Genomic DNA, 26,981 nt, shown 5'->3' on the forward strand with positions numbered 1-26,981 from the left:
CGCGTTTCGTTTTACGGTTGTACGAGTGTCGACTCGATCGTGCCGCGCCGTTTGACCACGGCATCGAGCTCGACGAGTGTTTCCAGCAACTCGCGCATATGCGCCAGCGGCCATGAATTCGGGCCGTCGCACAGTGCGTTGTCCGGATCGGGATGCGTTTCCATGAACAATCCGGAAACCCCGGCGCCAACGGCGGCCCGAGACAATACCGGAATCTGATCACGCGCGCCGCCCGAGCTGTTGCCCTGACCGCCCGGCAACTGCACCGAGTGCGTGGCGTCGAACACCACCGGACAGCCGGTTTCGCGCATCAGCGCCAGACTACGCATATCGGCGACGAGATTGTTGTAACCAAAGGCGTAGCCGCGCTCGCAGACCATGATCTGCTCGCCACCCGCAGCGCGTGCCTTGGCCACCACGCCGTTCATCTCGCCCGGCGACAGGAACTGGCCTTTCTTGATGTTCACCGGCGTACCGCTCGCGGCAACGGCCTGGATGAAATCGGTCTGCCGGCAGAGAAAAGCGGGTGTCTGCAACAGATCGACAACTTCAGTCACCGGGCCGATCTGGCTCTCGACATGCACATCGGTGGTCACCGGCACGCCGATCTCGCGTTTCACAGCAGCCAGCATCTCCAGGCCGGCTTCGATACCCGGCCCGCGATAGCTGTCGCCCGAGCTGCGATTGGCCTTGTCGAACGAGCCCTTGAAGACATAGCCGATGCCGAATTCACGGCACAGCTCGGCCATATGGCCAGCGACGTCCATGACCATGCCGGGCGATTCGAGGCTGTCCGGGCCGGCAATAAGAAACAGCGGCCGGTCCATGCCGACCTCGAACCCGCAGAGCCTCATCCCGTGCAGCGCTCGCGCGCGGCGGCGATGAAGCCAATGAACAGCGGATGGCCGTTGCGCGGCGTCGAGGTGAACTCGGGATGAAACTGGCAGCCCAGGAACCACGGATGATCCGGCAGTTCGATGATCTCGACCAGATCGTCCTCGGCCGATACGCCCGAAAACACCAGGCCCTTGTCGCCAAGCCGGTCGCGATAGAGATTGTTGAACTCGTAGCGATGACGGTGGCGCTCGAACACTTCGCCGGCGTCGTAGCAGCGGGCGGCCAGCGTGTTTTCGACGAGATTGCAGCGCTGCTCGCCAAGACGCATCGTGCCACCGAGGTCCGCTCGCGCATCACGGCGCTGAACGTCGCCGCTGAGATCATGCCATTCGGTGACCAGCGCGATCACCGGGTGCTCGGGTTCTGCCACGAACTCGGTGCTGTGTGCGCCGGGCAGATCCGCGATATCTCGGGCAAAGTCGATACAGGCGACCTGCATGCCCAGACAGATGCCGAAATACGGAATCTGGTGAAGACGGGCATAGCGTGCGGCGGCGACCTTGCCTTCGATGCCGCGCTCGCCGAAACCGCCCGGCACAAGAATCGCGTCCATGCCTTCGAGGCAGGCGCCATCGTCGCGCTCGACCGTTTCCGAGTCGATGTAATGGATATCCACCCGCGTGCCGGTATGCAGGCCCGCGTGGGAAAGCGCTTCGTTGACGGATTTGTAGGCATCCGCCAGATCGACGTACTTGCCGACCATCGCGACCTTCACGGTCACGTCCTGGGTGCGACGCGCTTCCACCAGCGCCGACCAGTTGGACAGGTCCGCGTTCGGGGCGGTGATGTTGAAATGCTCGAGCACGAGCGCGTCCAGCGACTGCGCCTGCAGCAGGCCCGGCATCTTGTAGATGTCGTCCACGTCGATACAGGCGATCACCGCCCGCTCCGACACGTTGGTGAACAGCGCGATCTTGCGGCGCTCGTTCTCCGGCAACGGCCGATCGACGCGACACAGCAGAATATCCGGCTGGATGCCGATCGAACGCAACTCCTTGGCGGAGTGCTGGGTCGGCTTGGTCTTCATCTCGCCGCTGGATGCGATATACGGCACCAGCGTGAGGTGCATGAACAGCACCCGATGGTGGCCGAGTTCGACCGCGAACTGACGAATCGCCTCGAGAAACGGCAGGCTCTCGATATCGCCGACCGTGCCACCGATTTCGACCAGACAGATATCCGCGCCTTCACCACCCTCGAGGATACAGCGCTTGATCTCGTCGGTGATATGCGGAATGACCTGCACGGTGCCACCCAGGTAGTCGCCGCGGCGCTCCTTGTTGATGACGTTGTTATAGATCTGGCCGGTCGTGAAGTTCGACAACTTCGACGTGCGCGTTTTTAGAAAACGCTCGTAATGGCCGAGATCGAGGTCGGTTTCCGCACCGTCGCGGGTCACATAGACCTCGCCGTGCTGGAACGGGCTCATCGTGCCCGCATCCACGTTCAGATACGGGTCGAGCTTGATGACCGAAACACTCTGGCCTCGCGATTCAAGCAATGCACCCAAAGATGCTGCCGCGATGCCTTTACCGAGCGAGGACACCACCCCACCGGTCACAAAAATATAGCGGGTGCCTGCCGCGTCGCCTACCATGCGCGATCCAAGACTCATGCCGGGGGAATAACAGCGCGCATGCTAGCCGAAAGCCTAGGCGCGGACAACGCGCAGTGACCCATCGAGTAGCCGATGACGCCAGATAACGGTGCCGAATTCGGCACCCGCGATGCGCTCGATCTCCGGGTGTCGCCATACACCGGGCACGACAACGAGCGCGTCGCCGAAGTAGATCAAGGGCATACGCTCGCGCACCCAGGGCGCAATCACGGCTTCGCGCAACACGTCCTTGAGCCGACGATGGCCCGATCCGGCCTGGCGCAGGCGCTCACCGCCGGCGCGAAATGTGACGGTCAACGACAAGGCTTGCGCAGCCGCATTCTCCATATCCAGCGTGCCGCAGCGCGCAGGCAACGACAACTCGCCGCCGTCCCATGTCAGCGTCTGCCCTGTCGGCGGTGGTACAAGTGCCGGGACGCAATGGAGTTGCCCGTCGAACAGGCGTACATCCGTATCGGCGAAATGCGCACAGGGGCTGGACGCGAGCCGCGACGTTGGCAACGCGAGGATTTGTTCCAAATGCCGATGATCCGGCGTATCGAGCTCCGCTTCTTCGAGCCAAAGCCGGATAACCTGTTTCGTACGCGCTGACGTAAGACCAGCAAGCGCTGCGCAGGACAACGCGCCCTCCCCCTCGCGCACATTGGCCAGGTCGACACGGGCCAAAGCCTCGATCGCCTCAGCAGCTTCCTGCGCATGAGCCGCCGCGCGCGACAACGTGGCTCCGGCAGCCGGCCAATGAGCCTCCACTGCGGGCATGACCCGCGTACGGAGAAAGCTGCGGGCCAGATCCGGGCTCTGATTGGTTGGATCCTCGATCCAGTCCAGCCCCTGCCCATCTGCGTAGTCCCGGATCGCCCCGCGCTCGATGCCAAGCCAAGGCCGCCAATGGTAATAGCGCCCGAGCGTCCCCAGTACCGGCATGCCGGCCAAGCCGCGCGGGCCGGCACCGCGGAGCGCCTGGAGGAGAAAAGTCTCCGCCTGATCCTGACAATGATGCGCCGTCACGAAGGTTTCGCCGGCCGTCAGCGCCGTCCCGATGGCGTTATAGCGTGCCTCGCGCGCAGCCGCTTCAATGCCGCGCCCCGCCCCATCGACCGACACATCCAGCCGCTCGAACTCGATGCCCCAGTCAAGGGACTGCCGACGACAATGCTCGGCCCAGACCTCGGCCTGCGGCTGCAGGTGGTGACAGACATGGATCGCGCGTACCGCGAACGGCGGCGCGTGGTGCGCCAAGGCGTGCAGAAGCACGGTTGAATCGAGCCCGCCACTGAAACCGACGACCAGCGCTCGGGTCTTCTCGGGCGGTGCGGCCAGTGCGCTGACCAGCGCCCCGGTGCGCGCGTTCACCCCACGAGTTTGAAGTCGCCGAACGCCATCCAGCGCTTGTAACGCGTTTCCAGCAGTTCATCGACACTCATGTGCTTGAGTCGCGCCATATTCGAGAGCAGTCGCTCGCGCATCTGCTCCATCAGCTGCTTGGGATCGCGATGGGCGCCGCCGAGCGGTTCCTCGATCACTTCGTCGACCAGATTGAGCCGGTGCAAGTCCTCGGAACCCACCTTCATGGCCTCGGCCGCTTCTTCGGCCCGCTCGGCGGACTTCCAGAGAATGGTGGCACAGCCTTCCGGCGAGATGACCGAGTAGATGCTGTACTGGAGCATCATCAGGTGATCGCCGACGCCGACGGCGAGCGCGCCACCGGAACCGCCCTCGCCCACGACCGTGCACAGGATCGGCACCCGCAGGCGCGCCATCTCGAACAGGTTGCGGGCGATGGCTTCGGACTGATTGCGCTCTTCGGCGCCGATGCCCGGATAGGCACCCGGCGTGTCAATGAAGGTCAGCACCGGCATGTTGAAACGCTCGGCGAGCTTCATCAGGCGCAACGCCTTGCGATAACCCTCAGGGCGCGGCATGCCGAAGTTGCGGTAGATCTTTTCCTTGGTGTCGCGACCTTTCTGGTGGCCGATCACCATCACCGACTGACCGCCCAGACGCGCGGTGCCGCCGATGATCGCGCGATCGTCGGCATAGGCGCGATCGCCGTGCAGTTCCACGAAGTCGGTGAACATGCCCTCGATGTAATCGAGCATGTACGGGCGCAGCGGGTGGCGCGCCATCTGCGCGACCTGCCATGTCGACAGCTTGGAGAAGATCTGCTCGGTCAAGCTGCGACGCTTGCCCTCGAGCTTGGTGATCTCCTCGTTGAGATTGACCTCACTGCCGTCCGCGACAAAGCGCAGCTCCTCGATCTTTTCCTGCAGCTCGGCGATCGGCTGTTCGAATTCGAGATAGTCGAGGTTTTTCTGCGCCATCGTGATTGCTGTGTCTTTCCGCTGTACGGATTTATTGAACCGGGGTCTGTGCGCGACGATAACGTACTTGTACCTGATCCGCACCCACCAGATGCCGCAGGTCGGCGAGTAATTCGTCGCATACGCGCACTCGCGTTTCGCCAAGCGTCAACACGGCGCGCGCTCGGTCGTTGGCATAGCGCAGCACGACATCGCAGCCTGCCTCGGCGCGATGGCGGTCTACGCAACCGGCCAGCGCGTCGATATCCGGCGTGGCGGGCGCCTGCAGTCTGAGCAGCACGCGGCTGGCGAACCGCGAGCGTGCGTCGCCGATATCCATCACCGTATTCGCGTTCAGCCGGAAACCGTCGGTGAAATCGTCGTACTGGAGATTGCCCTCGACGATTACGAGCTTGTCCGCAGCGAGCAGGTGGCCGTACTCGGCGGCCTTTTCCTCAAACAGCGGACATTCGATGCGCCCACTGCCGTCGTCGAGCACGACGATGATGCGCTTGCCTTTTTTCATTCGGCGCACTTCGACCACGAGCCCGGCCACGATCGCGCTGCGCTTGGCGCCACGCCGGCCGCGCCCGCCCTCTTCGGGGCGCGGCATCGCGGCGACCTGATCGGCGATCTTGCCGCCGGTCATCAGCGCCAGCTCATCTTCCCAGGCCTTGATCGGATGGCCGGTGAGATACAGGCCCAGGGTGTCGCGCTCGGCCTTGAGGCGCTCGTCCTCAGGCCATTCGGGGCGCTCTTCCAGCGGCGGGCCGAGGTTGTCGGCCGCATCCTCGGCCAGGCCGAACATGTCGTTCTGGCCGGCGCTGGCAGCGCTGCGGTCCTGCTCGGCGGCCGCAAGCGCCCGTGTAAGGCCCTGCATGAGACTGGCCCGGTTAGGGCCCAGCGCATCCAGCGCGCCGGCATTGATCATGGCCTCAAGCGCCCGACGGTTGGCCTTGGACGTATCGATACGCCGGCAGAAATCGTAGAGATTGGCGTAGACGCCGTTATCGCGCCGCTCGGCGATGATCGTGTCTATCGCGCCCTTGCCCACGCCCTTGAGTGCACCGAGGCCGTAACGGATCGTCGCATCGTCGACCACCGAGAAATCATATTCCGAGGCGTTCACGTCTGGCGGCGCCACCTCGATTTCCATGCGGTGGCACTCGTCGATCATGATCACGACCTTGTCGGTGTGATCCATGTCAGCCGAGAGCACCGCCGACATGAAGTCGGCCGGGTAATGCACCTTCAGCCAGGCGGTCTGATAGGTGAGTAGCGCATAGGCCGCCGAATGTGACTTGTTGAAGCCATAGCCGGCGAACTTCTCGACCAGGTCGAAGATATAGGCTGCAGTGTTCTCCTCGATACCCTTTGCAACCGCGCCTTCGATGAAACCGCCGCGCTGCTTGGCCATTTCCTCGGGCTTCTTCTTGCCCATCGCGCGGCGCAGCAGGTCCGCGCTGCCAAGCGAGTAGCCGGCCAGCACCTGCGCGATCTGCATCACCTGCTCCTGATACAGGATGACGCCGTACGTGGGCTCGAGCACTTCGGCCAGCGAGTTGTGCGGATAGACGACTTTTGCGCCGTGCTTGCGGTCGATGAAGTCCTCGACCATGCCGGATTCCAGCGGGCCGGGCCGATACAGCGCCACGAGTGCAACGATGTCCTCGAAGGCATCGGGCTTGAGGCGCTTGATCAGCCGTCGCATGCCCGAGGATTCGACCTGGAACACGGCCGTCGTGTCGCCGGCCTTGAGCAGATCGAAAGTCGCCTTGTCGGTCATGCCCAGCGAGCGAATGTCGATGGGCTCCTTGCCCTGCTTTGCCATGCGCTCGTTGGCGACGCTCACCGCGCGATCGATGATCGTGAGCGTGCGCAGCCCCAGAAAGTCGAACTTCACCAGGCCGACCGCTTCGACGTCATCCTTGTCGAACTGGGTCACCCGGTTGTTGCCGCCCGGCTCGCAATAGAGCGGCGTGAAGTCGATCAGGTCGGACGGTGCGATGACCACGCCGCCGGCGTGCTTGCCGGGGTTTCGGGACAGGCCTTCCAGGGCCATGGCGAGATCGAGCAGGTAGCCGATCTCTTCGTCCTCTTTCGACTGACGCAGCTCCTCGGATTCCTCCAGGGCACGTTCCAGCGTCATGTCCGGCGCGAAGGGAATCTGCTTGGCGATCCGATCCATCATCCCGTAGGGGTGGCCGAGCACGCGGCCCACGTCGCGCACCACCGCGCGGGCGGCCATCGTGCCGTAGGTGATGATCTGGCTGACCTTGTTGGCCCCGTAAGCCTGGGCGACGTACTCGATCACCCGGTCGCGCCCGTCCATGCAGAAGTCGACATCGAAGTCGGGCATGGATACGCGTTCGGGATTCAGAAAGCGCTCGAACAGCAGGTCGTATTCGAGCGGGTCCAGATCGGTAATGCCGAGCGCATAGGCAACCAGCGAACCAGCGCCGGAACCACGCCCCGGCCCCACCGGCACGCCGTTTTCACGCGCCCAGCGGATGAAGTCCGCCACGATGAGGAAGTAGCCGGGAAACCCCATCGACTCGATCACGCCGAGCTCATGGTCCAGGCGTTGGTCGTACACCGGCTGCTGTTCGGCACGCTTGTCTGCGTCTGGATAGAGATCGGCCATGCGCAAGGCCAGCCCGCGCTCGGATTCCGCGCGCAGGAACGACGACGCGTCGTGCCCCTCCGGTATCGGAAATTCCGGCAGGACATTTTCGCCGAGGGTGAGCTCGAGATTGCAGCGCTGGGCGATCTCGATCGTGTTCTCGAGCGCTTCCGGCAGGTCCGCGAACAGCTCGACCATCTGCTCGGGCGTCTTCAGATACTGCTCGGCCGTGTAATTCTTCGGTCGCCGCGGGTCGGCGAGCGTATAGCCGCCGTGAATGGCCACGCGCGCTTCATGGGCCTCGAAATCCTCGGCGTGCGGAAAACGCACATCGTTGGTGGCAACCACCGGGATGTCATGGCGCAGCGCCAGACCCACGGTTTCCGACAACCAAGCGGCCTCGCCCTTACGCTCACAGCGCGTGACTTCCAGGTAATAGCGATCGCCAAAGATCTGCTGCCATTCAAGCGCGCGTTGATCCGCGAGCTCAGGCTTGCCGGCCATCAGGGCCACACCGGTATCGCCGACCATGCCGCCCGAGAGCGCGATCAGCCCTTCGGCCTTCTCGGCTACCCATTCACGCTTGCATAGCACCTGGCCGCGGCTCTGGCCATGCAGATACGCCCGCGTGAGCAACTCGCAGAGATGTCGGTAACCGTCCCGGTGCTGGGCGATCAGCGTCAGTCGCGACGGGGTTTCCTGCGGGCCCTCGTCGATATGCAGATCCACGCCCACAATCGGCTTGACGCCGGCGCCGAGCGCGGCCTTGTAGAACTTGACCATCCCGAACAGATTGACGTTGTCGGTGACGGCTACGGCCGGCATGCCGGCTTCGCGGGTCTGCGACAGCAGCGGCTTGATCCGCACGATGCCGTCGGACAGCGAATATTCGGTATGAACGCGAAGATGGACGAAATCGGCAGGCATAGAATCGGGTCGGTCTGAATCGCGAATGGATCGATCAGGTATGGATCATCAATAGTCGGCGCAGCGACGCGGCATCGAACAACGTCGCCACCGACTCGCGCGTAAAGCAGCGGCTGGGTTCATTCTAACGAGCATCGCCCACGGCATGGGGCACGTTCTGATGCGTGCGCCTGCGCTGGCCTGTGAAAGCCTGCTGCAAGCGGTTTTCCTCACCTCATCAAATCGTCGAAATCCATCTGGCTCGGCCCGGCTGCGCGCGCTACCGGCGCAAAACTGCGCCGATGAATCGGGGTGATGCCCTGAGCGGCAAGCGCAGCACGATGCACAGCCGTACCGTAGCCCTTGTGCTGCGCAAAACCATAGCCGGGATACTGGTCATCGAACGCCACCATCTGCCGGTCCCGTTCGACCTTGGCGATGATCGACGCGGCGCTGATCGCCGGCACGCTTCCGTCCCCGCCGATGATGGTGCGTAGTGGCACGCCGAGCGGCGGCGGCTGATTGCCGTCGACCCAGGCCGCACCGGGTCGCAGCCAGAGTGCCTGTACAGCCCGCTGCATCGCGAGCAGGCTGGCCTGCAAGATATTGAACTGGTCGATCTCTGCCGGCGAGGCTTCGGCGATCGCATAGGCCAGCGCACGGGCGCGGATCTTTTCATCCAGGCGTTCGCGGTCCGCGGCATTCAGCGCTTTGGAATCAGTGAGTCCGCGCGGCAATGGCCGCGGCGGCAGAATCACCGCAGCCGCAACGACCGGCCCGGCCAGCGGGCCCCGTCCGACTTCGTCGACACCGGCAATGAACGGACAGGCGAACCGTGTGGTCTTTTTTCGCCGCGTCATTGCCGGGATTCGACCAAATCGGCGACCGCCTGTGCCGCCCGTGTGTCCGCGTCAAGGGCGAGCTGGCGATGGATCTCATCGAACGCCTCGATCTGGCACGCACGGGCCGATTCGGACTTCAGAAGGCGGTAGACCCAGGGACCGATCATCTCGGCCCGTGCCTCAGTCTGCAGAAATTCCGGCACCAGCTCTCGCCCGGCCAGCAGGTTGGGCATGCTTACGTGCTCGATCTTGATCAGGTCGAGGCCGCGCGCTATCGCGTAGTTGGACTGGGACAGCATGTAGGCGACGACCATCGGCGTCTTGGCCAGCAACGCTTCCAGCGTCGCGGTGCCGGACGCGAGCATTAGCACGTCGACGGCTCGCATCACTTCACGCGAGCGTCCGTCGACCAGCGTGATGTCCAGATCACCGTCGGCCTCGGCGAGCTGCGCTTCGAACAAGGCGCGTACCCGTTCGTTCGCCATCGGGGCCACGAACCGCAGGCCCGGCTGGCGGCGTGCCAGCCAGAGAGCGGTTTCGATAAACAACGGCCCGAGTCGGCGCACTTCGGAGCCGCGACTGCCGGGCAACAGCCCCACCAGCGCCCCGTCGCTCGGCAGTCCAAGCGCCGCACGCGCACTCGCACCGTCGGGATGAAGCGGCAACTCGTTGGCCAGCGGGTGGCCGACGAAAGTCACGGGGATATCGAAACGGCGGAAAAACGCCTCTTCGAACGGGAAGATGCCCAACAGCAGATCCACGGCCCTGCGAATGCTTTTCGTGCGCCCCTGGCGCCAGGCCCAGGCGGTCGGGCAGACATAGTGCACCGTGGGAATACCGCAGCGGCGCACACGAATCTCAAGTGCGGTATTGAATGCCGGCGCATCGATGCCGATGAAAGCCGTAGGCCGGGCATCACGCACATGCGCGAACAGACGCCGCCGCAATCGCAGCAGGCGCGGAATCTCGCCTACCACCTCGCTTATGCCGAACAACGCCAGCTCTTCGATATCTGCCAGCGACTCACAGCCTTCGGCGCGCATCAGCGGGCCGGTCACGCCTTCGAAGCGCGCGTCCGGATAATGAACGCGCAGCGCTTTCATGAGCCCAGCGCCAAGGACGTCGCCGGACTGCTCGCCGGCGACGATCACAAACAAGGGATTGTCGTTCGCCACAGCGGCGCGCGCCGCGCTAGCGAATGATGCCGCGCTCGGCCATCTCCAGCGACTCGAGCATCAGCTGCACCGATTCGCTCGACTGCGCCGGTTCGCGTAAGGCCTCGCGGGCCTGCTCGAGACGCAGCTTGGAGCGATAGATGGTGCGATAGGCGCGCTTGGCGGCCGCAACCTCTTCCTCGCTGTAGCCGCGACGGCGCATGCCGACCGAGTTGATGCCATGCGGCACCGCCGGGGCACCCGCCGAACGCACAAAGGCCGGTACGTCCTGCTGCACGCCACTGCAATACGCGAGAAACGCCATCTTGCCCACGCGCCGGAACTGGTAGACCAGCGCAAAACCGGCAAGGATGCAGTAGTCGCCGATACGCACATGCCCGGCCAGGCTCGCGCCATTGGCCATGGTTATGCCGTTGCCCAGCACACAGTCATGCGCGATGTGCGTATAAGCCATCAGCAGATTGTCGTCACCAATGATCGTTTCGCTCTGATCGATCGTGGTGCCGCGGTGCACGCTGCAATACTCGCGGAAGGTATTCCGATCACCGATCGTCAGCCGCGTCGGCTCGCCGGCATAGACTCGATGCTGTGGCTCGGCGCCGAGCGATACGAACTGGAACACGTTGTTCTCGCGCCCGATTGTCGTATGCCCGGAAATGACCACATGCGGCCCGATACGTGAACCCGCGCCGATACGCACGTGCGGGCCAATAACGGTAAACGGGCCGACATCCACATCGTCGGCAATCTGCGCTTCGGGATGAACCTGGGCGCTGGGATCAATTGGCATCGGCCGCCTCCGGCTGCTCGTCCGGCTTGGCCGGAATCGCCATGAGTTGTGCACGACAGGCCAGCTCGTCGCCGACCCAGGCTTCGGCATCAAAACGCCAGATGCGCTTCTTCGCCGAGCCGATCACGATCTTGAGCAGCAGCTGATCACCGGGGATCACCTGACGCTTGAACCGCGCCTTGTCGATCCCGGCGAAGTAGACGATCGTGCCGTCGGCCGAATCCACCGTGCGCATGCCCAGAATCAGGCCCGCCTGCGCGAGTGCTTCCAGAATCAACACACCGGGCATGACCGGATGGCCTGGAAAATGCCCGGGGAAGAACGGCTCGTTGATCGTCACGTTCTTGATCGCGGTGATCGACTTGCCGGGCTCGCAGTCCAGCACTCGGTCCACCAGCAGGAAGGGAAACCGGTGCGGCACCATGCGCATGATGGCCCGGATATCGTCTTGCTCGCTCATTCACTGATCTCCACTTGAAGGGGCATCACGCTCGACGCGCCGGATACGCCGCTCGATGCGATCGAGCTGACGAAACAGCGCCAGACGCTTGCGCCATGTCCCTGCTGGCATGGCGCGGAAGGTCGACGAGTATACCCCGCTGTCTTTTATGTCCTTGGGTACCTGACTGGCCGCGGTGATGATCACACCATCGGTAATGCTGACGTGATCGCCAACACCGACACCGCCGCCGATCATGCAATTCGAACCGATCGTGCACGAACCGGCGATACCGGTACAGCCGGCAATGACTGTATGGGCGCCGATCACGCAGTTGTGACCGATATGCACCTGGTTGTCGATTTTCACGCCCTGCCCGATCCGGGTGTTATCGAGCGCGCCGCGGTCGATGGTCGTGCCCGCGCCGATCTCGACATCGTCGCCAATATGCACGGTGCCCATCTGCGGGATGGCTTCCCAGCCACCGCCGTTGTGCACCAGGCCGAACCCGCGGGCACCGATCACGGCATTCGCCTCGATGCTCACGCGTAAACCAATCTGCACGCCGTCACCGATGCTGCAGTTGCTCGCCAGAGTGGATTGCGATCCAACGCGTACGTCGGCGCCGATCACGGTGTTCGGGCCAATGATGACGCCCGCTTCAATCACCGTGCCGGCGCCGACCACCACGTTCGCACCGATGTGGGCATCCTGATGCACTTGCGCTGAAGGATCGACCACGCTGCTGGCGTGCGCACCGGGGGCGGGCTTGGGGCGTTCGAACAGGGCCGCAACACGGGCGAAAGCAAGTCGCGGCCGGCTGGCGATGAGTGCCGGAACGGCCGCCCCCTCGGCTAGCGCTGCCGGCAGGATGACCGCTTCGGCGGCACTGCCAGACAACGCCGCTGCGTTCGCCGCGTTCTCGGCGAACGCAATACAGCCCGCTTGGCCGGGTTCGAGTGCACAGACGCCGTTGATCGTCGTATTCGGGTCGCCGCTGGCGATCTCTAGGTCAAAGCGTTCCGCGAGCGACGCCAGCGTCACTGTCGAATCAGGCGCGTTGGCCATAGGTCTAGCCGTCCTCGAGTTCGGCGAGAATTTCGTCGGTGACGTCTACGGCGTTGCTGGTGTATAGCACGCCATCGCCGAGAATGAGGTCGTAATCATTGGCCTGGGCGTAGTCATCAATCACTTCGAGGATGTCGGCTCGCATTTGGTCGAACTCTTTCTGTTCGGCATCGCTGACATCATCGTTGTATTTGCTGCGCTGCATCTGCAGCTCGCGCTGACGATCACGAATCTCGCCCTGCAGCTTTTCACGATCGCCCTCGCTCATCACGGAGCCGTCCTGGGACAGGCGGTCGATATCCTGCCGCAGAGCGTTGGACTCCGCCTCGAGCTCGTTTTTCCGCTTGGCGAACTGGCTGGCCATACTCGTCTTGGCGCGCGCTGCCTGGGGCGACTCGCTGACCACGCGCGCAACATCGACAACGCCGATACGCAACACTTCGCCATCGGTCGTCGTGGCGGCGGTCGGCGCGGCGTTCGTGGCCTGCTGCGCCATCGCGGGGGTTACCGCGAAGCACAGCAGCAGTGCGGCGCCGAAGATCTGCTTGAGCGGTCGTTGAGTCATGCGTGCGGCCTCGCCTGGGTGGTCTGTCGCTCGAGCCGTGTCGTTACAGGCCCACACCGAAGGAGAACTGGAAGCGATCGACTTCGTCATCTTCCTCACCGTCGACATAGGCCGCGTAGCTCACGCGGAGCAGCCCGAAGAACGGGGTGAACCAGTAGAACGCAACACCGGCGGACTTGCGCAGGTCCGATGCTTCGAACGCGCTCGCGTCCTCGTAGACGTTACCGATGTCGTAGAAGGCCGTCAGGCGGGTCGACTTGTTATCGGACTCGAGGAACGTCGGGATCACCAACTCGCTCTGAAGCGTGGTCAGGAACTGGCCGCCGTAGGGATTATCGAACGAGTCACGTGGGCCGAGACCGCCATTCGAGAAGCCACGAACCGAACGTGCGCCGCCGGCAAAGAAGTTGTCGTACGGCGGCACGTCCTCGCCGTCGCCCCAGACATCGGTCTGGGCGACACGCCCGTCCATGGACAACACGACCTTGTCCGACAGTCCCGGAATCCACGAGCCGATACGGAAATAACGTTCGTGTTCGATGCTGCTGTCGTAGTACTCGAGATCCGAGCCCGGGCCCTTGATGTTGAACTCGAACTCCGTGTTCGAACCACGGGTGGCGAAGAAGGTGCGGTTACGCGTATCGCGCTGCCAGCCGGTCTGGAGTTCGTAGGTGGTCGCTTCGCGGCCGTTCTCGTCGATGAACTCACGCAGTTCGTCCGAGAGGCGATCCTCGCCGTCGCGGTTCACAGCCGAATTGATCTCGTTGCGCTCAACGCCGAGACCGGCACGCAGGCGCGAGTATTCCGTGATCGGCAGGCCGAAGGTCATCGCGCCGCCGAGCGAGTTCAGATCGAAACCGGAGCCGATACGAATCAACTGATCGGTATTGCGATAGAAGGCGGAAATGGTGCGCGATACGCCTTCGTCGGTGAAGTACGGGTCGGTCCAGCTCGCACCCACGCTCTTGGCGTAGTCGTTGGTTTCCGCACGCAGGCTCACGCGGTTACCGGTACCGCGGAAGTTGCTGTGCGACACGCTACCGTTGACCAGAAAGCCTTGGGCGTCGGAGAAACCGACACCGAACTGCAGCGTACCCGCCGCGCGCTCGGACAGGTCGTAGTCGACGTCCACGAGATCTTCGCTGCCGGCCACCTTCTCGGTATTGACCTGAACATCCTGGATATAGGGCAGACGGGCGAGACGAGTGCGCGAACGCTCGACGCCACGACGCGAGAAAGGAGCACCCTCGAACTGGCGCATCTCACGACGCAGTGTTTCGTCGTTGGTCTTCTCGTTGCCGTTGAACGTGATCTGACGAACGTAGGCGCGCTTGCCGGGATCGATGAAGAACGTCAGGTCGACGGTCTTCTCGTCTTCGTCCACACGGGTGAGCGGGTCAACATCGGCAAAGGCATAGCCGAAGTCGGCGAGGCCGGAGCTGATGGCGTTAGCAGAAGCGTCGACATCGCTACGCGAAAAGATCTGTCCGCCCTCGACCGTGACCAGCCGCTGCAGGCTGGTCTGCGGCACGATCATGTCACCGGCGAACTCATAATCGTTGATCGTGTACTGGTCGCCCTCATCGACGTTGATCGTGAGGAAGATGTTGCGCTTGTCCGGCGACAGCGACACTTGAATCGAGGACACGTTGAACCGGATATAGCCACGGTTCTGGTAGAAGGAATTCAGCGACTCGAGATCGCCCAGCAGCTTCTCGCGCGAATAGCGATCACGACTGCGCCAGAACGTCAGCGGATGGGTATAGGCCGGTGAACTGGCCTGCAGTTCAAACACGTCCTGCAACTCTTCATCGGTAAAGTTTTCGTTACCGATGATGTTGACGTCCTTGATCGACGCAACCTGACCTTCAGTGACAGCGATGTCGATCGCGACACGGTTGTTGCCCAGATCCTCCACTTCGGTATCGATCGCGACGCTGTAATAGCCGTTGGCGTAGTACTGGCGGCGCAGCTCCTGCTCCAGCTGATCGACCAGCGACCGCTTGTAGAGCTCGCCCTGAGCGAGGCCCTGGTCGGCAAGCGCATCCTTGAGCTGGTCGCCGCCGATGTTCTTGTTGCCCTCGATCGTGAAGCGCGCGATTTCCGGCCGCTCCTGCACATCCACGACGAGCGTGTTGCCTTCGCGCTGGAGCGTGACGTTCTCGAACAGGCCGGTTTCGTAGAGCGCGCGGATCGACTGCTGCGCACGGCCGGCGCTGAGGCGATCACCAACCGACAGCGGCAGATAGGTCAGCACCGTGCCGGGCTCGAGGCGCTGGACGCCAGTGACGCGGACATCGGCGACACGGAAGTCATAGCCGCTCTGGCTACTCCCCTGGCCCGACTGGCCGGGTTCGGACTGATTCTGAGCCCACGCGTTCACGGCAAAAAGACACAGGAGCACGGCGAACGCGCGCATCAGAATTACAGGCATATATTAAGCTCCGCTACCCGAGCAAGCGCAGGATATCGTTGTAAAAAGCCAGGGTCATCAACATCAGGAGAGCGACCATGCCCAACTGCTGTCCAGCGACCTGAACGGCCTCGGAGAGAGGCCGGCCCCTTATCCATTCGATCGAATAATACAGAAGATGCCCCCCGTCTAACACCGGAATAGGCAGAAGGTTGAGTACCGCGAGGCTCACGCTCACCAGCGCAAGGAAGCCGACAAAGGCTTCCACGCCAATGCTTGCAGTCTGCCCGGCGTAGTTCGCGATCTGGATGGGGCCGCTGACATTACGCCAGGAAACGTCGCCGGTGATCATGCGCGTCATCAGGCGCAGGGTCAGCGCGGACACTTCCCAAGTCTTGGAAACGGCAGCCGGAACGGCAGCCAGCGGGCCCAGCTGGCGCGTGGTCTGCATGGCCTGCCACGCTTGCGCATCGACACCGATCTGAGCGCCGAGGCGCCCTTCCGCTGCACCCGCGTCGTTTTGCGCCTCACCGAGCGTCACCGGCACATCGATCTCTCGGCCGTCACGCGTGATCGCCAGCACCACCTTCTCGCCGGGTCGCGCTTTGATCCGTTCGACCAGCGCCTGAGGTGAGTTCGTGGCCTCACCATCGACGGCACGGACTTCGTCGCCGGCGCGAAGGTCAGCAGCCTGCGCCGCGGAGTCGCCGACCACCTGCGCGATCAGCGGCGTAGCCGGCGGCTGGTATGGGGCCAGGCCCAGGCGGTCGAACAGTTTTTCAGGGTCGGCCGATACGCCGGTAAGGTCCAGCTCGACTTGGCGCGTTGTGCCGCTCTGTGCGCGCACATCGAGAGTCACGGGGTCGCCGTCGAGGCCACGTTCCAGCAGAGTGAGTCGCAGATCCTGCCAATCGCCGATTGCACGGTCGTCGACAGCCACGACCTCATCACCCGATCGCAACCCCGCGGACGCGGCCAGCGTGCCGTCCGGGGCGTTCCCGATGATCGGTTTGATCCCGGCGACGCCAATCATGAACACCAGCCAGTAGGCCAGGATCGCAAAAACGAAATTCACGCCCGGCCCGGCCGCCACGATCGCAATACGACGCCAGGGATGCTGTCTGTTGAAGGCGTAGGGCTTGTCGGCATCAGCCACCTCGCCTTCGCGCTCGTCGAGCATCTTGACGTAGCCGCCCAACGGGATGGCCGATAGCCAGTACTCGATGCCGCTTCGGCGTCCGGTAAATCCCCAGACGCGATGGCCAAAGCCGATGGAATAGCGCAGCACCTTGACGCCCAGACGGCGTGCCACCCAGAAATGGCCGTACTCGTGAATCGCCACGAGCAGGCCAATCGAGACGATGAACGCGGGCACTGACATCAGCCAGTCAGACATGGATTACTGCTCTCTTTCCAGGAATTGGCTCACCGCCATCGGCGCTTAGACCGCGTAACGCCGCAGACGATCCGTAAGCTGCTGAACGCGGCACATTTTCTGTCTATTGCTACGTGCTTCGGCACAGCAGCGATGCCCAAAGGCGCCTAGACGCCAGACGGCAACCAATGCAGGCCAGCGACAAACCAGGGCGCGGCGGCCAGCACACTGTCCAGACGATCAAGCACGCCTCCGTGGCCCGGGAACAGCTTACCGCTGTCCTTGATACCTGCATGGCGCTTGAACATGCTGATCGCCAGGTCGCCGACCACCGAAATGATCGCTACCCAGCCACCGAGAAACATGAAGGCGACAAGCCGATCACCGCTGTAGCCCAGAAGCCAGGCGCCGGCACCGGCGAACAACATGGCCGCGACGAATCCCCCAATCGCGCCTTCTCTTGTCTTGCCCGGACTGACCGCCGGCGCGAGTTTGTTACGCCCGACGGTCCGCCCCGCGAAATAGGCGCCGGTATCCGCCGCCCAGACCAGAAAGAAGAACGTGAGAAGAAGCAGCGGCCCCTGATCGCTTTGGTGTAGATAGGTGACCGCTGCCACCGGCGCGACCAGAACGATCAGACCAATCACGATACCGACGTCGGTACGCCCGACGGTCTGCGCCCATCCCTTCGGGAAACACGTGATCCAGTAAATGGCGATCAGCCACCAAAGACAGGCGGCACCGACCACTACATTGTCGACCGCAACGATCCAGAACTGCGTGCGCACCAGAGCAAACAGGAAGATAAGGAGCGCGACGGTGAGCGTGAGCAGAATACGACCCGTGTCCGCCAGCCGCATCAGATTGCCCCATTCCCAGGCACCCATGAGCATGAGTACCGCGAATACGAGCGTGATGGCTGCCGTTGGCAGAAACAGCATGCCCAGAACGGCGAGCGGGACGACCGCCAGTGCGGTCGCGATACGAGTCATCAGCATATTTGTTCAGCCGCCGGGCGCTACGGCCTGCGGCAGACGGCCGAAGCGCCGCTGTCGCTGTGCAAACCACTCGATCGCATTTGCGAGGCTTTCATCGTTGAAATCCGGCCAGAGTTCATCAGAGAAGTACAGCTCACTGTACGCCAGATCCCAAAGCAGAAAATTGCTCACCCGTCGCTCGCCGCCCGTCCGGATGAACAGATCCGGCGCGCCAAACTGCGATAGCGCCATATGGCGACCGACGTGGGACTCGTCAATTTCATCCGTGCTGAGCGTACCGGCAGCACATTCGCGCGCAATACGACGCGTCGCCTCGACGATATCCCAACGGCCGCCGTAGTCGATCGCAATCACCAGACTCAGGGCGTCGTTGCCGAGCGTCTTTTCCTCGGCCTTGCTCATTTCGCGCCGGAGGGCGTCGGAGAAGTGCGAGCGCTCACCAATGAAGCTGAGACGCACGCCATTGGCGTGCATCGAGTCAATCTCGCGACGGATCGTGCGTCGAAACAGATCGAGCAGCAATCGCACTTCCGCACGCGGGCGCTGCCAGTTTTCGCTCGAAAATGCGAACAACGTCAGCGTTTTGACGCCCATTTTTCTAGCGCTTTCCACAATTTCTCGAGCCGCACGCGCGCCCGACCGATGACCGGTCGCGCGCGGCATACCGCGGTGGCTCGCCCACCGGCCGTTACCATCCATAATGATGGCGACGTGTTCGGGAACACTCATACGCGAGGCGCCTGTCACTCGTCCGCGGTCTGCACTCAGACCGTCATGATCTCCTGCTCCTTGTCTTCGAGCAGGCTATCGATACGGGCGATGTGCTTGTCGGTGAGCTGCTGAACACGCGTCTCACCGCCATGCTGGTCGTCGGCGCTGATTTCTTTCTCGTTGACCAACTCCTTCAGCGTGGAATTGGCATCGCGCCGAATGTTACGCACGGCGACACGGCCGTCCTCGGCTTCGGCACGGATGACCTTGACCAGATCCTTGCGCCGGTCTTCGGTCAAGGGCGGCAGCACGACACGAATGACCTGTCCAGCGGTAGACGGGTTCAGACCCAGATCCGCCTTCATGATCGCTTTTTCGATCGGCTGCACCATGGTCTTTTCCCACGGCTGAATGCTGATCGTGCGCGCGTCCTCGAGCGACACGTTGGCCGCCTGATTCAGGGGCACATCCGCGCCATAGTAATCCACCGTCACATGATCCAGCAGACTGGTGCTCGCGCGGCCGGTGCGAATCTTGCTGAAGTTGTCGCGCATGACGTTGATCGTCTTGTCCATGCGCTGTTCGGCATCGCTGTAGATTTCGTCAATCATCCGTTGGCTCTCGTCGTATCGTTGTCGACCAGCGTGCCGACGTCATCGGCGCCCGCCGCTATCTTCTGCAGATCGCCTGCGCGGTTGATGTCGAACACGCGAAGCGGCATGCCGTTATCTCGGCACAGCACGATCGCGGTGGTATCCATCACCGTCAACCGCTGGTCGATGACTTCATCGTATGTAAGGTGCGTATAGCGTTTCGCGCTACTGTCGCGCATCGGGTCCGCGCTATAGATGCCGTCGACCTTTGTGGCCTTGAGCATCAGATCGGCGTTGATCTCGATCGCGCGCAGGCTGGCAGCGGAGTCCGTGGTAAAGAACGGATTGCCGGTGCCGGCCGCGAAGATGACCACCCGGCCCTTCTCCAGATGGCGGATCGCCCGCCGACGGATATAGTCCTCGCAGACCTGATTGATCCGGATCGCCGACATCACGCGTGCCGTCATGCCGGCATGCTCGATGGCGTCCTGCAAGCCGAGTGCGTTGATCACCGTTGCGAGCATGCCCATCTGGTCGCCGGTCACGCGGTCCATGCCACGGCCGGCCAAACCGACGCCGCGGAAGATATTGCCGCCGCCGACAACCAGCGCCACCTCGATTCCGGAATCGATCAGATCACGGATTTCGGCGGCGAGCCGCTCGACTACATCGGCGGAAATACCGTAGTCGGCCTGCCCCATGAGGGCTTCGCCACTGAGTTTCAGCAATATGCGTTTGGGGGTCGACTTTTTCTTGCTCATCGAATCGCGCGGGCGTACAGCAACATGAAGGCGGCTCCTGGCCGGCAAAGATAACTCAGCTTCCTGACGGCATCATACCGTCAAGGCAAAAAAAAGCCGGCTGTCTGAGCAGCCGGCCATCAAGCCCTCAGGCTGTTTTCTCGGCTTGCGCCTTGACCTCGGCCGCGAAGTCTTCCTGTTTCTTCTCGATGCCTTCGCCGACTTCGATCCGGGCATAGTCGGAAACGGTCGCGTTTTGCTGCTTGCACAGCTTCTCGACCGTAACGTCCGGATCCTTCACGAACGGCTGACCCATGAGCGTGATTTCGGCCAGGAACTTGCGCAGACGGCCTTCGACCATCTTCTCGATGATCTCTTCCGGCTTGCCGCTATCGCGGGCCTGCGCCATCAGCAGCTCCTTCTCGGAATCTCGACGTTCCTGCGGCACGTCGTCGGCCGACAGGTGCGCCGGCGCGGTCGCGGCCACGTGCATGGCCAGATCGCGGGCCAGCGTGTCTTCACCACCGGACACCGCAACGGCACTGCCGATACGCGCGCCGTGCATGTAGACGTCAAGCTTGCCTTCACCGGCTTCGATACGACGGAAACGCCGGATCGTGATGTTCTCACCGAGCTTGGCCACGAGTGCGCGACGCGTGGCGTCGAGGCTTTCCCCGTTGACTTCGATCGCTGCCAAGGCATCGACATCGGCCGGACCGTTGTCGAGCGCGGCCTGGGCTGCCGTCTCGGCGAAGCCGATGAAATCTTCGTTCTTGCCCACGAAATCGGTTTCGCAGTTCACTTCGAGCAGGATCGCAACGGTCTGATCGCTCGACAGCGCGGTGGCCACGCGGCCTTCGGCGGCCACACGGCCAGCCTTCTTGTCGGCCTTGGCCAGGCCTTCGCGACGCATGTTGTCCGCCGCCGTATCGATATCGCCGTCGGCGGCCGTGAGTGCCTTCTTGCACTCCATCATGCCGGCGCCGGTGCGTTCCCGCAGCTCTTTAACCAGAGCAGCACTAATTGCCATGATTCGTTCTCCGCAAAGAATGAGGTAACAGCCAAGCCGGCCCGATCAGCATCGGGCCGGCCTGGCAGTGATTACTTGTCCGCCTGCTTGGGGTCGGCTTCTTCCGGGTTTTCCGAAGGCACCGAGGCCACGTCGCCCAGCGACGCAGTTGCGGTCGGCTCGGCTTCGCCCTGGGATTCCTGGATCACGGAGTTCTGAGTCGCTTCGCTGGCCGCTTCGTTCTCGGCCGGCTTGCCGGCTTCGTGATCGGCGCCCTTCTCCTGAACTTCGACCACGTCGTCCTGGCCCGTGAAGTCACCCTTGCTGCCACGACCGGCCAGCACGGCATCCGCCACCATCTCGGTGTAGATACGGATCGCTCGGATGGCGTCGTCGTTGCCCGGGATCACCACGTCGATCTTGTCCGGCGAGCAGTTGGTATCGACCACGGCGACCACCGGGATGCCCAGCTTGCGCGCTTCATCGATGGCGATCTTCTCGAAGCCGACGTCGATGACGAACAGCGCGTCCGGCAGGCTGGTCATTTCCTTGATGCCACCGATGCCGCGCTCGAGCTTGTCGCGCTCGCGATACAGATCGAGAGCTTCACGCTTGTTGAGCTTACGGATCGAGCCGTCTTCGATCATCTGTTCGAGATCGTGCAGACGCTGGATCGAGTTCTTGACCGTCTTGAAGTTGGTGAGCATGCCGCCCAACCAACGATGGTTCACGAACGGCATACCGGCGCGCTGGGCCTGCTTGCCCACCGCTTCGCGCGCTGCGCGCTTGGTACCAACGAACATGATGTTGCCGCCGTTCGCGGACAAGCGGCTGATATAGTTGTACGCATCCTTGAAGAGCGGCAGCGTCTCTTCGAGGTTGATGATGTGAATCTTGTTGCGATGGCCAAAGATATAAGGGGCCATCTTGGGGTTCCAGTAACGGGTGCGGTGTCCAAAATGGACGCCCGCCTCGAGCAACTGGCGCATGCTGATCTGGCTCATGGATTGTCTCCGGGTTGTGCCTCCGCGCATCCCATGAAACAACCCTTTCGGGCACCCAGTTTCATGTGTCGATACGCGTGTGGATTGATTGCAGAAACCGCCGTTCATTCGCCGATTTCTGGCGCTGCGTTGCCGCAAACGCGAGCGGTTTATACCATAGCGGCCTTCGATAGGCTAGCACCGGCCGTGCTTTCGGCCATTTTTTTCCCGGATTCGCAAGGATTTAAGACGCATGAGCGTGACCATCAAGACGCCCGAAGAACAGGACAAGATGCGCGAGGCCGGTCGGCTCGCCGCGCAGGTCCTCGACATGATCACACCCTATGTCGAACCGGGCGTGACCACGGACGAACTCAACACCCGCTGTCACGAATTCATGGTCGACGAACTGGGCACGACGCCCGCGCCGCTCAACTACCACGGCTTCCCGAAATCGATCTGTACGTCGATCAACCACGTCGTGTGCCACGGCATCCCGGGCGAGAAGGCGCTGAAGAAAGGTGACGCGGTCAACATCGACATCACCCTGATCAAGGACGGCTACCACGGCGACAGCTCGCGGATGTTTTTCGCAGGCGAACCGTCGATCAAGGCGCGCCGCCTGTCGGACATCGCGGAAGCCGCGCTCTACAAGGGCATCGACGTCGTGCGCCCGGGCGCCACGCTTGGCGATATCGGCGCGGCCATCCAGACATACGTCGAATCCCGTCGTGCGTCCGTGGTGCGCGAATACTGCGGCCACGGGATTGGCCTGGGCTTTCACGAAGAACCCCAGGTGCTGCATTACGGCAAAGCCGGCTCGGGCCTACGGCTTGAGGCCGGAATGACGTTCACGATCGAGCCGATGGTCAACGCCGGCAAGCGGCACGTGAAAGTACTGCCCGATGGCTGGACGGTCGTAACCAAGGATCACTCGCTGTCGGCACAGTGGGAGCACACCATTCTGGTCACCGAGGACGGCGTCGAAATCCTGACCCCGAGCCAACTGGCCTCCTAGGGTGTCGATCCGATCTGCCGACCGGTCGCGAGCACGCCCGGGGCCCACGGACTGGAACGCGTTTCTGGATAGCGTTTCCAAGATCGAGGGCACCTCGATCAGCGATGCGCGCGACAAGCTCAATGAGGGCCGCGTGCGTATCGAGGAAAGCTTTCGCAACGGCGCGCACGTCGACACGCTCGTCGGCGCCCGCAGCGCACTTGTGGACGCGGTCCTGATCAACGCATGGCACTGTGTTGTCGACACCTCCGACGCGTGCCTGGTCGCGGTTGGCGGCTACGGGCGTAGCGAGCTGCTGCCGCAGTCCGATATCGACCTGCTGGTGCTCTACCGTGAAGGCACGCTCGAGACCGTCGGGCCTGCACTGGAACGATTTCTCACCCACCTCTGGGATATCGGACTGGAAGTCGGCCACAGCGTACGCTCACCCGGCGAGTGTACCGAGCAGGCCGAAAACGACATCACGATCATGACGAATCTGATGGAGTCCCGTGCGCTCGCGGGCGATGCCGCCCTGTTCGCGGCAATGCGCGCGGCAACCTCGGTCGAGCATATCTGGCCATCCGCCGCTTTCTTCAAGGCGAAAGTCGAGGAACAGGAAGTCCGTCATGCGCGCTACGACGAGACGGCCTACAAGCTGGAGCCGAATACAAAGGAATCGCCCGGCGGGCTACGCGACATCCAGACCATCGCCTGGGTCGCCAAACGACAGTTCGCGGCGCAGACGCTCGACGGCCTGGTCGATTACGGATTTCTGAGCGATCGCGAGTTCACCGAGCTCAAGCGCGGGCAGGCCTTTCTCTGGCGGGCGCGTTTTGCGCTGCACACGCTCACCGATCGCGCCGAGGATCGACTGCTTTTCGACCATCAGATCCAGATCGCGAAGATGCTGGGTTACGAAGACGAGGAGAACAACCTCGCGGTCGAGCAGTTCATGCAGCGATATTATCGTAATATCAAGGCATTGACTGCGCTAAATGACATATTGCTTCAACTTTTCTCTGAGGCGATTCTCCATTACGGCGAGAGCGAGCGCCCGCGCGCTATCAACGAGCGGTTTCAGTCGCGGCATGGCTTTATCGAAGTCACTGCCGACGATGTATTCGTAAAGACGCCCAGCGCCCTGCTCGAAATTTTTTACCTCATGCAGACGCGGCCGCGGCTGACCGGCATCCGTGCGCACACCTTGCGGCTGATGCGGCGCGACCGCCACCTCATAGATAAAAACTTCCGCTCATCAATTCATTGCCGGCGTCTTTTTACAGAAATTCTGCGCCAACGCGGTGGCGTGACACGCGCCCTGCGCCGGATGAATCGGTACGGGATTCTCGGCCGTTATCTGCCCAACTTCCGAAAGATCATCGGTCGGATGCAGTACGACCTGTTCCATACGCTCACGGTCGACGAGCACACACTGTTTGTTATCCGAAATCTACGCCGGCTGGTGCTACCGCGTTTTCGGCACGAGCTGCCGTTCGCCAGCGAGCTGATGCAGTCGCTCAACAAACCGCAGATCCTCTATATCGCCGGCCTTATGCACGATATTGCCAAGGGCCGCGGCGGCGACCACTCGGAATTGGGCGCAGCGGACGCGCTCGCCTTCTGCCGGGATCACGGCATTTCCTCGGATGACACCGATCTGGTCTGCTGGCTCGTTCGCCAGCACCTGCTCATGTCGATGACCGCACAACGTCGTGACATCAACGATGTACAGGTCATTAATGAGTTCGCACGTGAAGTGGGATCGCGCGAGCGCCTGGATCGGCTATTCCTCCTGACGGTCTGCGACATTCGGGCAACGAACCCGAACCTCTGGAACTCCTGGAAGGAAAGTCTGCTGGTGGACTTGTACACCAGCACCCGCCGCGCCCTGGAGCGCGGGCTCGACGATCCGCTGAACGAAGCCGAACTGGTCGCAGAGACCCGCAGTGCGGCCGCCGCAATGCTGACGCGAACCCGTGTGAACACGCCCCTTTTCAAGGCCGTATGGGCACGCTTTGAACCCGATTATTTTCTGCGCCATAGCCCCGAGGAAGTCGCGCGCCAGACACGCGCGATCGTGACCCACACAGGCGACGGGCCGCTGGTCACACTCGCAGAGATTTCCGATCAAGGCAGCACGCTGTTCGTGTACAGCCGCGATCGAAACTATCTGTTCGGCGTCGCTACAGGCGTACTCGCGCAACTGGGCCTGTCGATCCTCGACGCACGCATCAACACGACGAGCGACGACTACACCCTTGATACGTATGTGATCTGCGAAAGCGACGGTCAGCCAATCACCGATGACTTCAGACGTCGGGAGATCGAGGACACGGTCCGCGCCGCGATTGCAGATCCGGACGTAGAGAGCATCGATGTGACGCGCCGCGCCTCGCGCCGCAGCCGCTACTTCAACGTTCCCACCCAGATCTATTTCAGTGAGGCCTCGGAACGCGCTTGTACCGTCATGGAAGTGGTGACCGCCGACTGTCCCGGCCTCCTTTCGATAATCGGCGATATCTTCTACCAGTACGGCATCCTGCTCGAGACCGCCAAGATCGCAACCATCGGCGAGCGTGCCGAGGACGTGTTCTTCATCACCGATCGCGAACACGCGCCCATACGGGACCGCGACACCCGCGCCCGCATTCGGGAAGCACTCACCTCTGAACTCGACAAGAACGACCCATGAATCCTCGACTCGATACGCTTCAGCCCTATCCATTCGAGCGGCTGGCGACACTGCTTCGCGACACGACGCCAAATCCCGATCGCGATGCGATCTCTCTGGCTATCGGCGAACCACAGCACCCGCCCGCCCAGGTTGCCTGCGATGCGCTAATCGCTCAGATGGGCGGCGTCGCGAATTACCCGCCAACACGCGGTAGTGAAGCGTTACGTGCAGCGATAGCCGATTGGTTGGCAAAGCGCTTTAACGTAGCGCGCCAAACGATTGATGATGCGCGCCATATTCTGCCGGCTGCAGGCACCCGCGAAGCGTTGTTTTCCTTTGCCCAGGCCGTAGTCGATCCGCGCAAGACCGGTGCGGCCGTGGCCATGCCAAATCCCGGTTATCAAATCTACGAAGGCGCTACGCTGCTCGCCGGGGCCGAGCCGTTGTATCTGCCCTGCTTGCCGGAAACCGGCTTCCTCGCGGATCTTGACGCGCTCGGACCCAGCGACTGGGATCGCGTACAGTTGCTATACCTGTGCTCTCCCGGCAATCCCACGGGTGCGGTCGCCGATCGGGCCTATCTTGAACGCGCCCTAGAATTGGCGGACAGGCACGATTTCATCATTGCCTCGGACGAGTGCTACAGCGAAATCTATTCAGACGAGTCGGCGCCGCCACCCGGCCTTCTGGACATCGCGCATCAACAGGGCCGCAGCGATTTCGAGCGCTGCATCGTCTTTCACAGCCTGTCCAAGCGCTCGAACCTGCCGGGCCTGCGTTCCGGATTCGTTGCCGGCGACGGCCGTGTGCTGGCCGAATTCCTGCGCTATCGCACTTACCACGGCGCGACGCTGGGTAATCATATTCAGGCAGCAAGCATCGCGGCCTGGCGCGACGAGGCGCACGTGCGGGAAAACCGCGAGCGCTATCGCGCCAAGTACGACGCCGTCATGCCGGTGCTCGAACCAATCTGCGATGTCGTGCGCCCGAGTGGGTCGTTCTATCTGTGGCCCGCGTTCGACAGCAGCGATGAACAACTCACCATCGCCGCGCTTCGTGACGAGAATCTAAAGGTCGTACCGGGCCGATACCTGGCACGCGCCGTGAACGGCCACAACCCCGGCGAGAACCGGCTTCGTTTGTCGCTGGTCGCGAGCACCGAGGACTGCGTGGCAGCCGTACAGCGGCTGGCCCGCGTCTGCTCGACCCTTGCCGTCTAGGTTAAACTCCGCCGTCCAAAAAACTTCAGTCATTCGCGAACC

At 62.5% G+C, this 26,981-nt stretch carries 22 protein-coding genes; 3 read left to right on the forward strand and 19 right to left on the reverse strand.

Annotated elements, in window-relative coordinates; genetic code table 11:
• Positions 1-11 precede the first annotated feature (11 nt).
• From kdsA to rpsB, 19 genes are all read right to left on the reverse strand, one after another.
• Positions 12-854, reverse strand: a complete 843-nt coding sequence (kdsA, locus tag SADO_RS14080) for a 3-deoxy-8-phosphooctulonate synthase (protein ID WP_353112475.1) — start codon at positions 852-854, stop codon at positions 12-14.
• Entirely contained in the window at positions 851-2,494 is a 1,644-nt protein-coding gene (gene pyrG, locus SADO_RS14085; protein ID WP_353112477.1) for a CTP synthase, read from the reverse strand. Before pyrG ends, kdsA begins: the two co-directional genes overlap by 4 nt.
• Before the next feature lie 54 nt (positions 2,495-2,548).
• Positions 2,549-3,868, reverse strand: coding sequence for a tRNA lysidine(34) synthetase TilS (tilS, locus tag SADO_RS14090; RefSeq protein ID WP_353112479.1), 1,320 nt, complete (start codon positions 3,866-3,868; stop codon positions 2,549-2,551).
• Positions 3,865-4,836: an acetyl-CoA carboxylase carboxyltransferase subunit alpha gene (locus tag SADO_RS14095; RefSeq protein ID WP_353112481.1), complete on the reverse strand. Its 972-nt coding sequence runs from the start codon at positions 4,834-4,836 to the stop codon at positions 3,865-3,867. Before SADO_RS14095 ends, tilS begins: the two co-directional genes overlap by 4 nt.
• Before the next feature lie 31 nt (positions 4,837-4,867).
• A complete protein-coding gene (gene dnaE, locus SADO_RS14100; RefSeq protein ID WP_353112483.1) occupies positions 4,868-8,365 on the reverse strand; it encodes a DNA polymerase III subunit alpha in 3,498 nt (1,165 codons plus the stop codon).
• A gap of 209 nt (positions 8,366-8,574) precedes the next feature.
• The gene (gene rnhB / locus SADO_RS14105; protein WP_353112485.1) at positions 8,575-9,204 is read right to left on the reverse strand and encodes a ribonuclease HII; all 630 of its coding nucleotides are present in this window, start codon (positions 9,202-9,204) and stop codon (positions 8,575-8,577) included.
• The gene (gene lpxB / locus SADO_RS14110) at positions 9,201-10,337 is read right to left on the reverse strand and encodes a lipid-A-disaccharide synthase (protein ID WP_353112695.1); all 1,137 of its coding nucleotides are present in this window, start codon (positions 10,335-10,337) and stop codon (positions 9,201-9,203) included. The genes rnhB and lpxB overlap by 4 nt, the downstream gene beginning before the upstream one ends.
• A 40-nt stretch (positions 10,338-10,377) precedes the next feature.
• Entirely contained in the window at positions 10,378-11,151 is a 774-nt protein-coding gene (gene lpxA / locus SADO_RS14115; protein ID WP_353112487.1) for an acyl-ACP--UDP-N-acetylglucosamine O-acyltransferase, read from the reverse strand.
• A complete protein-coding gene (fabZ, locus tag SADO_RS14120) occupies positions 11,141-11,611 on the reverse strand; it encodes a 3-hydroxyacyl-ACP dehydratase FabZ (protein ID WP_353112489.1) in 471 nt (156 codons plus the stop codon). The genes lpxA and fabZ overlap by 11 nt, the downstream gene beginning before the upstream one ends.
• Complete coding sequence (gene lpxD / locus SADO_RS14125; protein ID WP_353112491.1) at positions 11,612-12,658, reverse strand: UDP-3-O-(3-hydroxymyristoyl)glucosamine N-acyltransferase; 1,047 nt, start codon at positions 12,656-12,658, stop codon at positions 11,612-11,614.
• Between the two features lie 4 nt (positions 12,659-12,662).
• On the reverse strand, positions 12,663-13,223 hold the full coding sequence (locus SADO_RS14130; RefSeq protein WP_353112493.1) for an OmpH/Skp family outer membrane protein: 561 nt from the start codon (positions 13,221-13,223) through the stop codon (positions 12,663-12,665).
• Between the two features lie 43 nt (positions 13,224-13,266).
• Complete coding sequence (gene bamA / locus SADO_RS14135) at positions 13,267-15,657, reverse strand: outer membrane protein assembly factor BamA (protein ID WP_353112495.1); 2,391 nt, start codon at positions 15,655-15,657, stop codon at positions 13,267-13,269.
• 13 nt (positions 15,658-15,670) lie between these two features.
• Positions 15,671-17,032 (reverse strand): RIP metalloprotease RseP, encoded by a 1,362-nt coding sequence (rseP, locus tag SADO_RS14140; RefSeq protein ID WP_353112497.1) that lies wholly within the window; start codon positions 17,030-17,032, stop codon positions 15,671-15,673.
• Between the two features lie 146 nt (positions 17,033-17,178).
• Positions 17,179-18,009: a phosphatidate cytidylyltransferase gene (locus tag SADO_RS14145; protein WP_353112499.1), complete on the reverse strand. Its 831-nt coding sequence runs from the start codon at positions 18,007-18,009 to the stop codon at positions 17,179-17,181.
• Positions 18,010-18,015: 6 nt separating this feature from the next.
• Positions 18,016-18,738: a polyprenyl diphosphate synthase gene (gene uppS, locus SADO_RS14150; RefSeq protein WP_353112501.1), complete on the reverse strand. Its 723-nt coding sequence runs from the start codon at positions 18,736-18,738 to the stop codon at positions 18,016-18,018.
• Between the two features lie 35 nt (positions 18,739-18,773).
• A complete protein-coding gene (gene frr / locus SADO_RS14155; protein WP_353112503.1) occupies positions 18,774-19,331 on the reverse strand; it encodes a ribosome recycling factor in 558 nt (185 codons plus the stop codon).
• Positions 19,328-20,074 carry a UMP kinase gene (gene pyrH, locus SADO_RS14160; protein WP_353112505.1) on the reverse strand — a complete coding sequence of 249 codons (747 nt, stop codon included), beginning with the start codon at positions 20,072-20,074 and terminating at the stop codon, positions 19,328-19,330. Before pyrH ends, frr begins: the two co-directional genes overlap by 4 nt.
• A gap of 127 nt (positions 20,075-20,201) precedes the next feature.
• A complete protein-coding gene (gene tsf / locus SADO_RS14165) occupies positions 20,202-21,083 on the reverse strand; it encodes a translation elongation factor Ts (RefSeq protein ID WP_353112507.1) in 882 nt (293 codons plus the stop codon).
• 71 nt (positions 21,084-21,154) lie between these two features.
• Complete coding sequence (rpsB, locus tag SADO_RS14170) at positions 21,155-22,066, reverse strand: 30S ribosomal protein S2 (RefSeq protein ID WP_353112509.1); 912 nt, start codon at positions 22,064-22,066, stop codon at positions 21,155-21,157.
• Between the two features lie 232 nt (positions 22,067-22,298).
• Here rpsB and map point away from each other — a divergent pair, with 232 nt between their 5' ends.
• From map to dapC, 3 genes are read left to right on the forward strand one after another with little or no spacing between them, the layout of a single operon-like run.
• Positions 22,299-23,063, forward strand: coding sequence for a type I methionyl aminopeptidase (gene map / locus SADO_RS14175; protein ID WP_353112511.1), 765 nt, complete (start codon positions 22,299-22,301; stop codon positions 23,061-23,063).
• 1 nt (position 23,064) lies between these two features.
• Positions 23,065-25,737, forward strand: a complete 2,673-nt coding sequence (gene glnD / locus SADO_RS14180) for a [protein-PII] uridylyltransferase (protein WP_353112513.1) — start codon at positions 23,065-23,067, stop codon at positions 25,735-25,737.
• Positions 25,734-26,939 carry a succinyldiaminopimelate transaminase gene (gene dapC, locus SADO_RS14185; protein WP_353112515.1) on the forward strand — a complete coding sequence of 402 codons (1,206 nt, stop codon included), beginning with the start codon at positions 25,734-25,736 and terminating at the stop codon, positions 26,937-26,939. The genes glnD and dapC overlap by 4 nt, the downstream gene beginning before the upstream one ends.
• The last annotated feature ends 42 nt before the right edge of the window (positions 26,940-26,981 follow it).

Origin of the sequence: Salinisphaera dokdonensis CL-ES53, from assembly GCF_040361215.1 — a bacterium.
In the GTDB taxonomy this organism is placed as follows: Bacteria; Pseudomonadota; Gammaproteobacteria; order Nevskiales; family Salinisphaeraceae; genus Salinisphaera; species Salinisphaera dokdonensis.

Coding starts and splice junctions, on each gene's coding strand:
- kdsA (WP_353112475.1), bottom strand. CDS start 854: ATGAGGCTCTGCGGGTTCGAGGTCGGCATGGACCGGCCGCTGTTTCTT.
- pyrG (WP_353112477.1), bottom strand. CDS start 2,494: ATGGTAGGCGACGCGGCAGGCACCCGCTATATTTTTGTGACCGGTGGG.
- SADO_RS14095 (WP_353112481.1), bottom strand. CDS start 4,836: ATGGCGCAGAAAAACCTCGACTATCTCGAATTCGAACAGCCGATCGCC.
- dnaE (WP_353112483.1), bottom strand. CDS start 8,365: ATGCCTGCCGATTTCGTCCATCTTCGCGTTCATACCGAATATTCGCTG.
- rnhB (WP_353112485.1), bottom strand. CDS start 9,204: ATGACGCGGCGAAAAAAGACCACACGGTTCGCCTGTCCGTTCATTGCC.
- lpxA (WP_353112487.1), bottom strand. CDS start 11,151: ATGCCAATTGATCCCAGCGCCCAGGTTCATCCCGAAGCGCAGATTGCC.
- fabZ (WP_353112489.1), bottom strand. CDS start 11,611: ATGAGCGAGCAAGACGATATCCGGGCCATCATGCGCATGGTGCCGCAC.
- lpxD (WP_353112491.1), bottom strand. CDS start 12,658: ATGGCCAACGCGCCTGATTCGACAGTGACGCTGGCGTCGCTCGCGGAA.
- SADO_RS14130 (WP_353112493.1), bottom strand. CDS start 13,223: ATGACTCAACGACCGCTCAAGCAGATCTTCGGCGCCGCACTGCTGCTG.
- bamA (WP_353112495.1), bottom strand. CDS start 15,657: ATGCCTGTAATTCTGATGCGCGCGTTCGCCGTGCTCCTGTGTCTTTTT.
- rseP (WP_353112497.1), bottom strand. CDS start 17,032: ATGTCTGACTGGCTGATGTCAGTGCCCGCGTTCATCGTCTCGATTGGC.
- SADO_RS14145 (WP_353112499.1), bottom strand. CDS start 18,009: ATGCTGATGACTCGTATCGCGACCGCACTGGCGGTCGTCCCGCTCGCC.
- uppS (WP_353112501.1), bottom strand. CDS start 18,738: ATGAGTGTTCCCGAACACGTCGCCATCATTATGGATGGTAACGGCCGG.
- frr (WP_353112503.1), bottom strand. CDS start 19,331: ATGATTGACGAAATCTACAGCGATGCCGAACAGCGCATGGACAAGACG.
- pyrH (WP_353112505.1), bottom strand. CDS start 20,074: ATGAGCAAGAAAAAGTCGACCCCCAAACGCATATTGCTGAAACTCAGT.
- tsf (WP_353112507.1), bottom strand. CDS start 21,083: ATGGCAATTAGTGCTGCTCTGGTTAAAGAGCTGCGGGAACGCACCGGC.
- rpsB (WP_353112509.1), bottom strand. CDS start 22,066: ATGAGCCAGATCAGCATGCGCCAGTTGCTCGAGGCGGGCGTCCATTTT.
- map (WP_353112511.1), top strand. CDS start 22,299: ATGAGCGTGACCATCAAGACGCCCGAAGAACAGGACAAGATGCGCGAG.
- dapC (WP_353112515.1), top strand. CDS start 25,734: ATGAATCCTCGACTCGATACGCTTCAGCCCTATCCATTCGAGCGGCTG.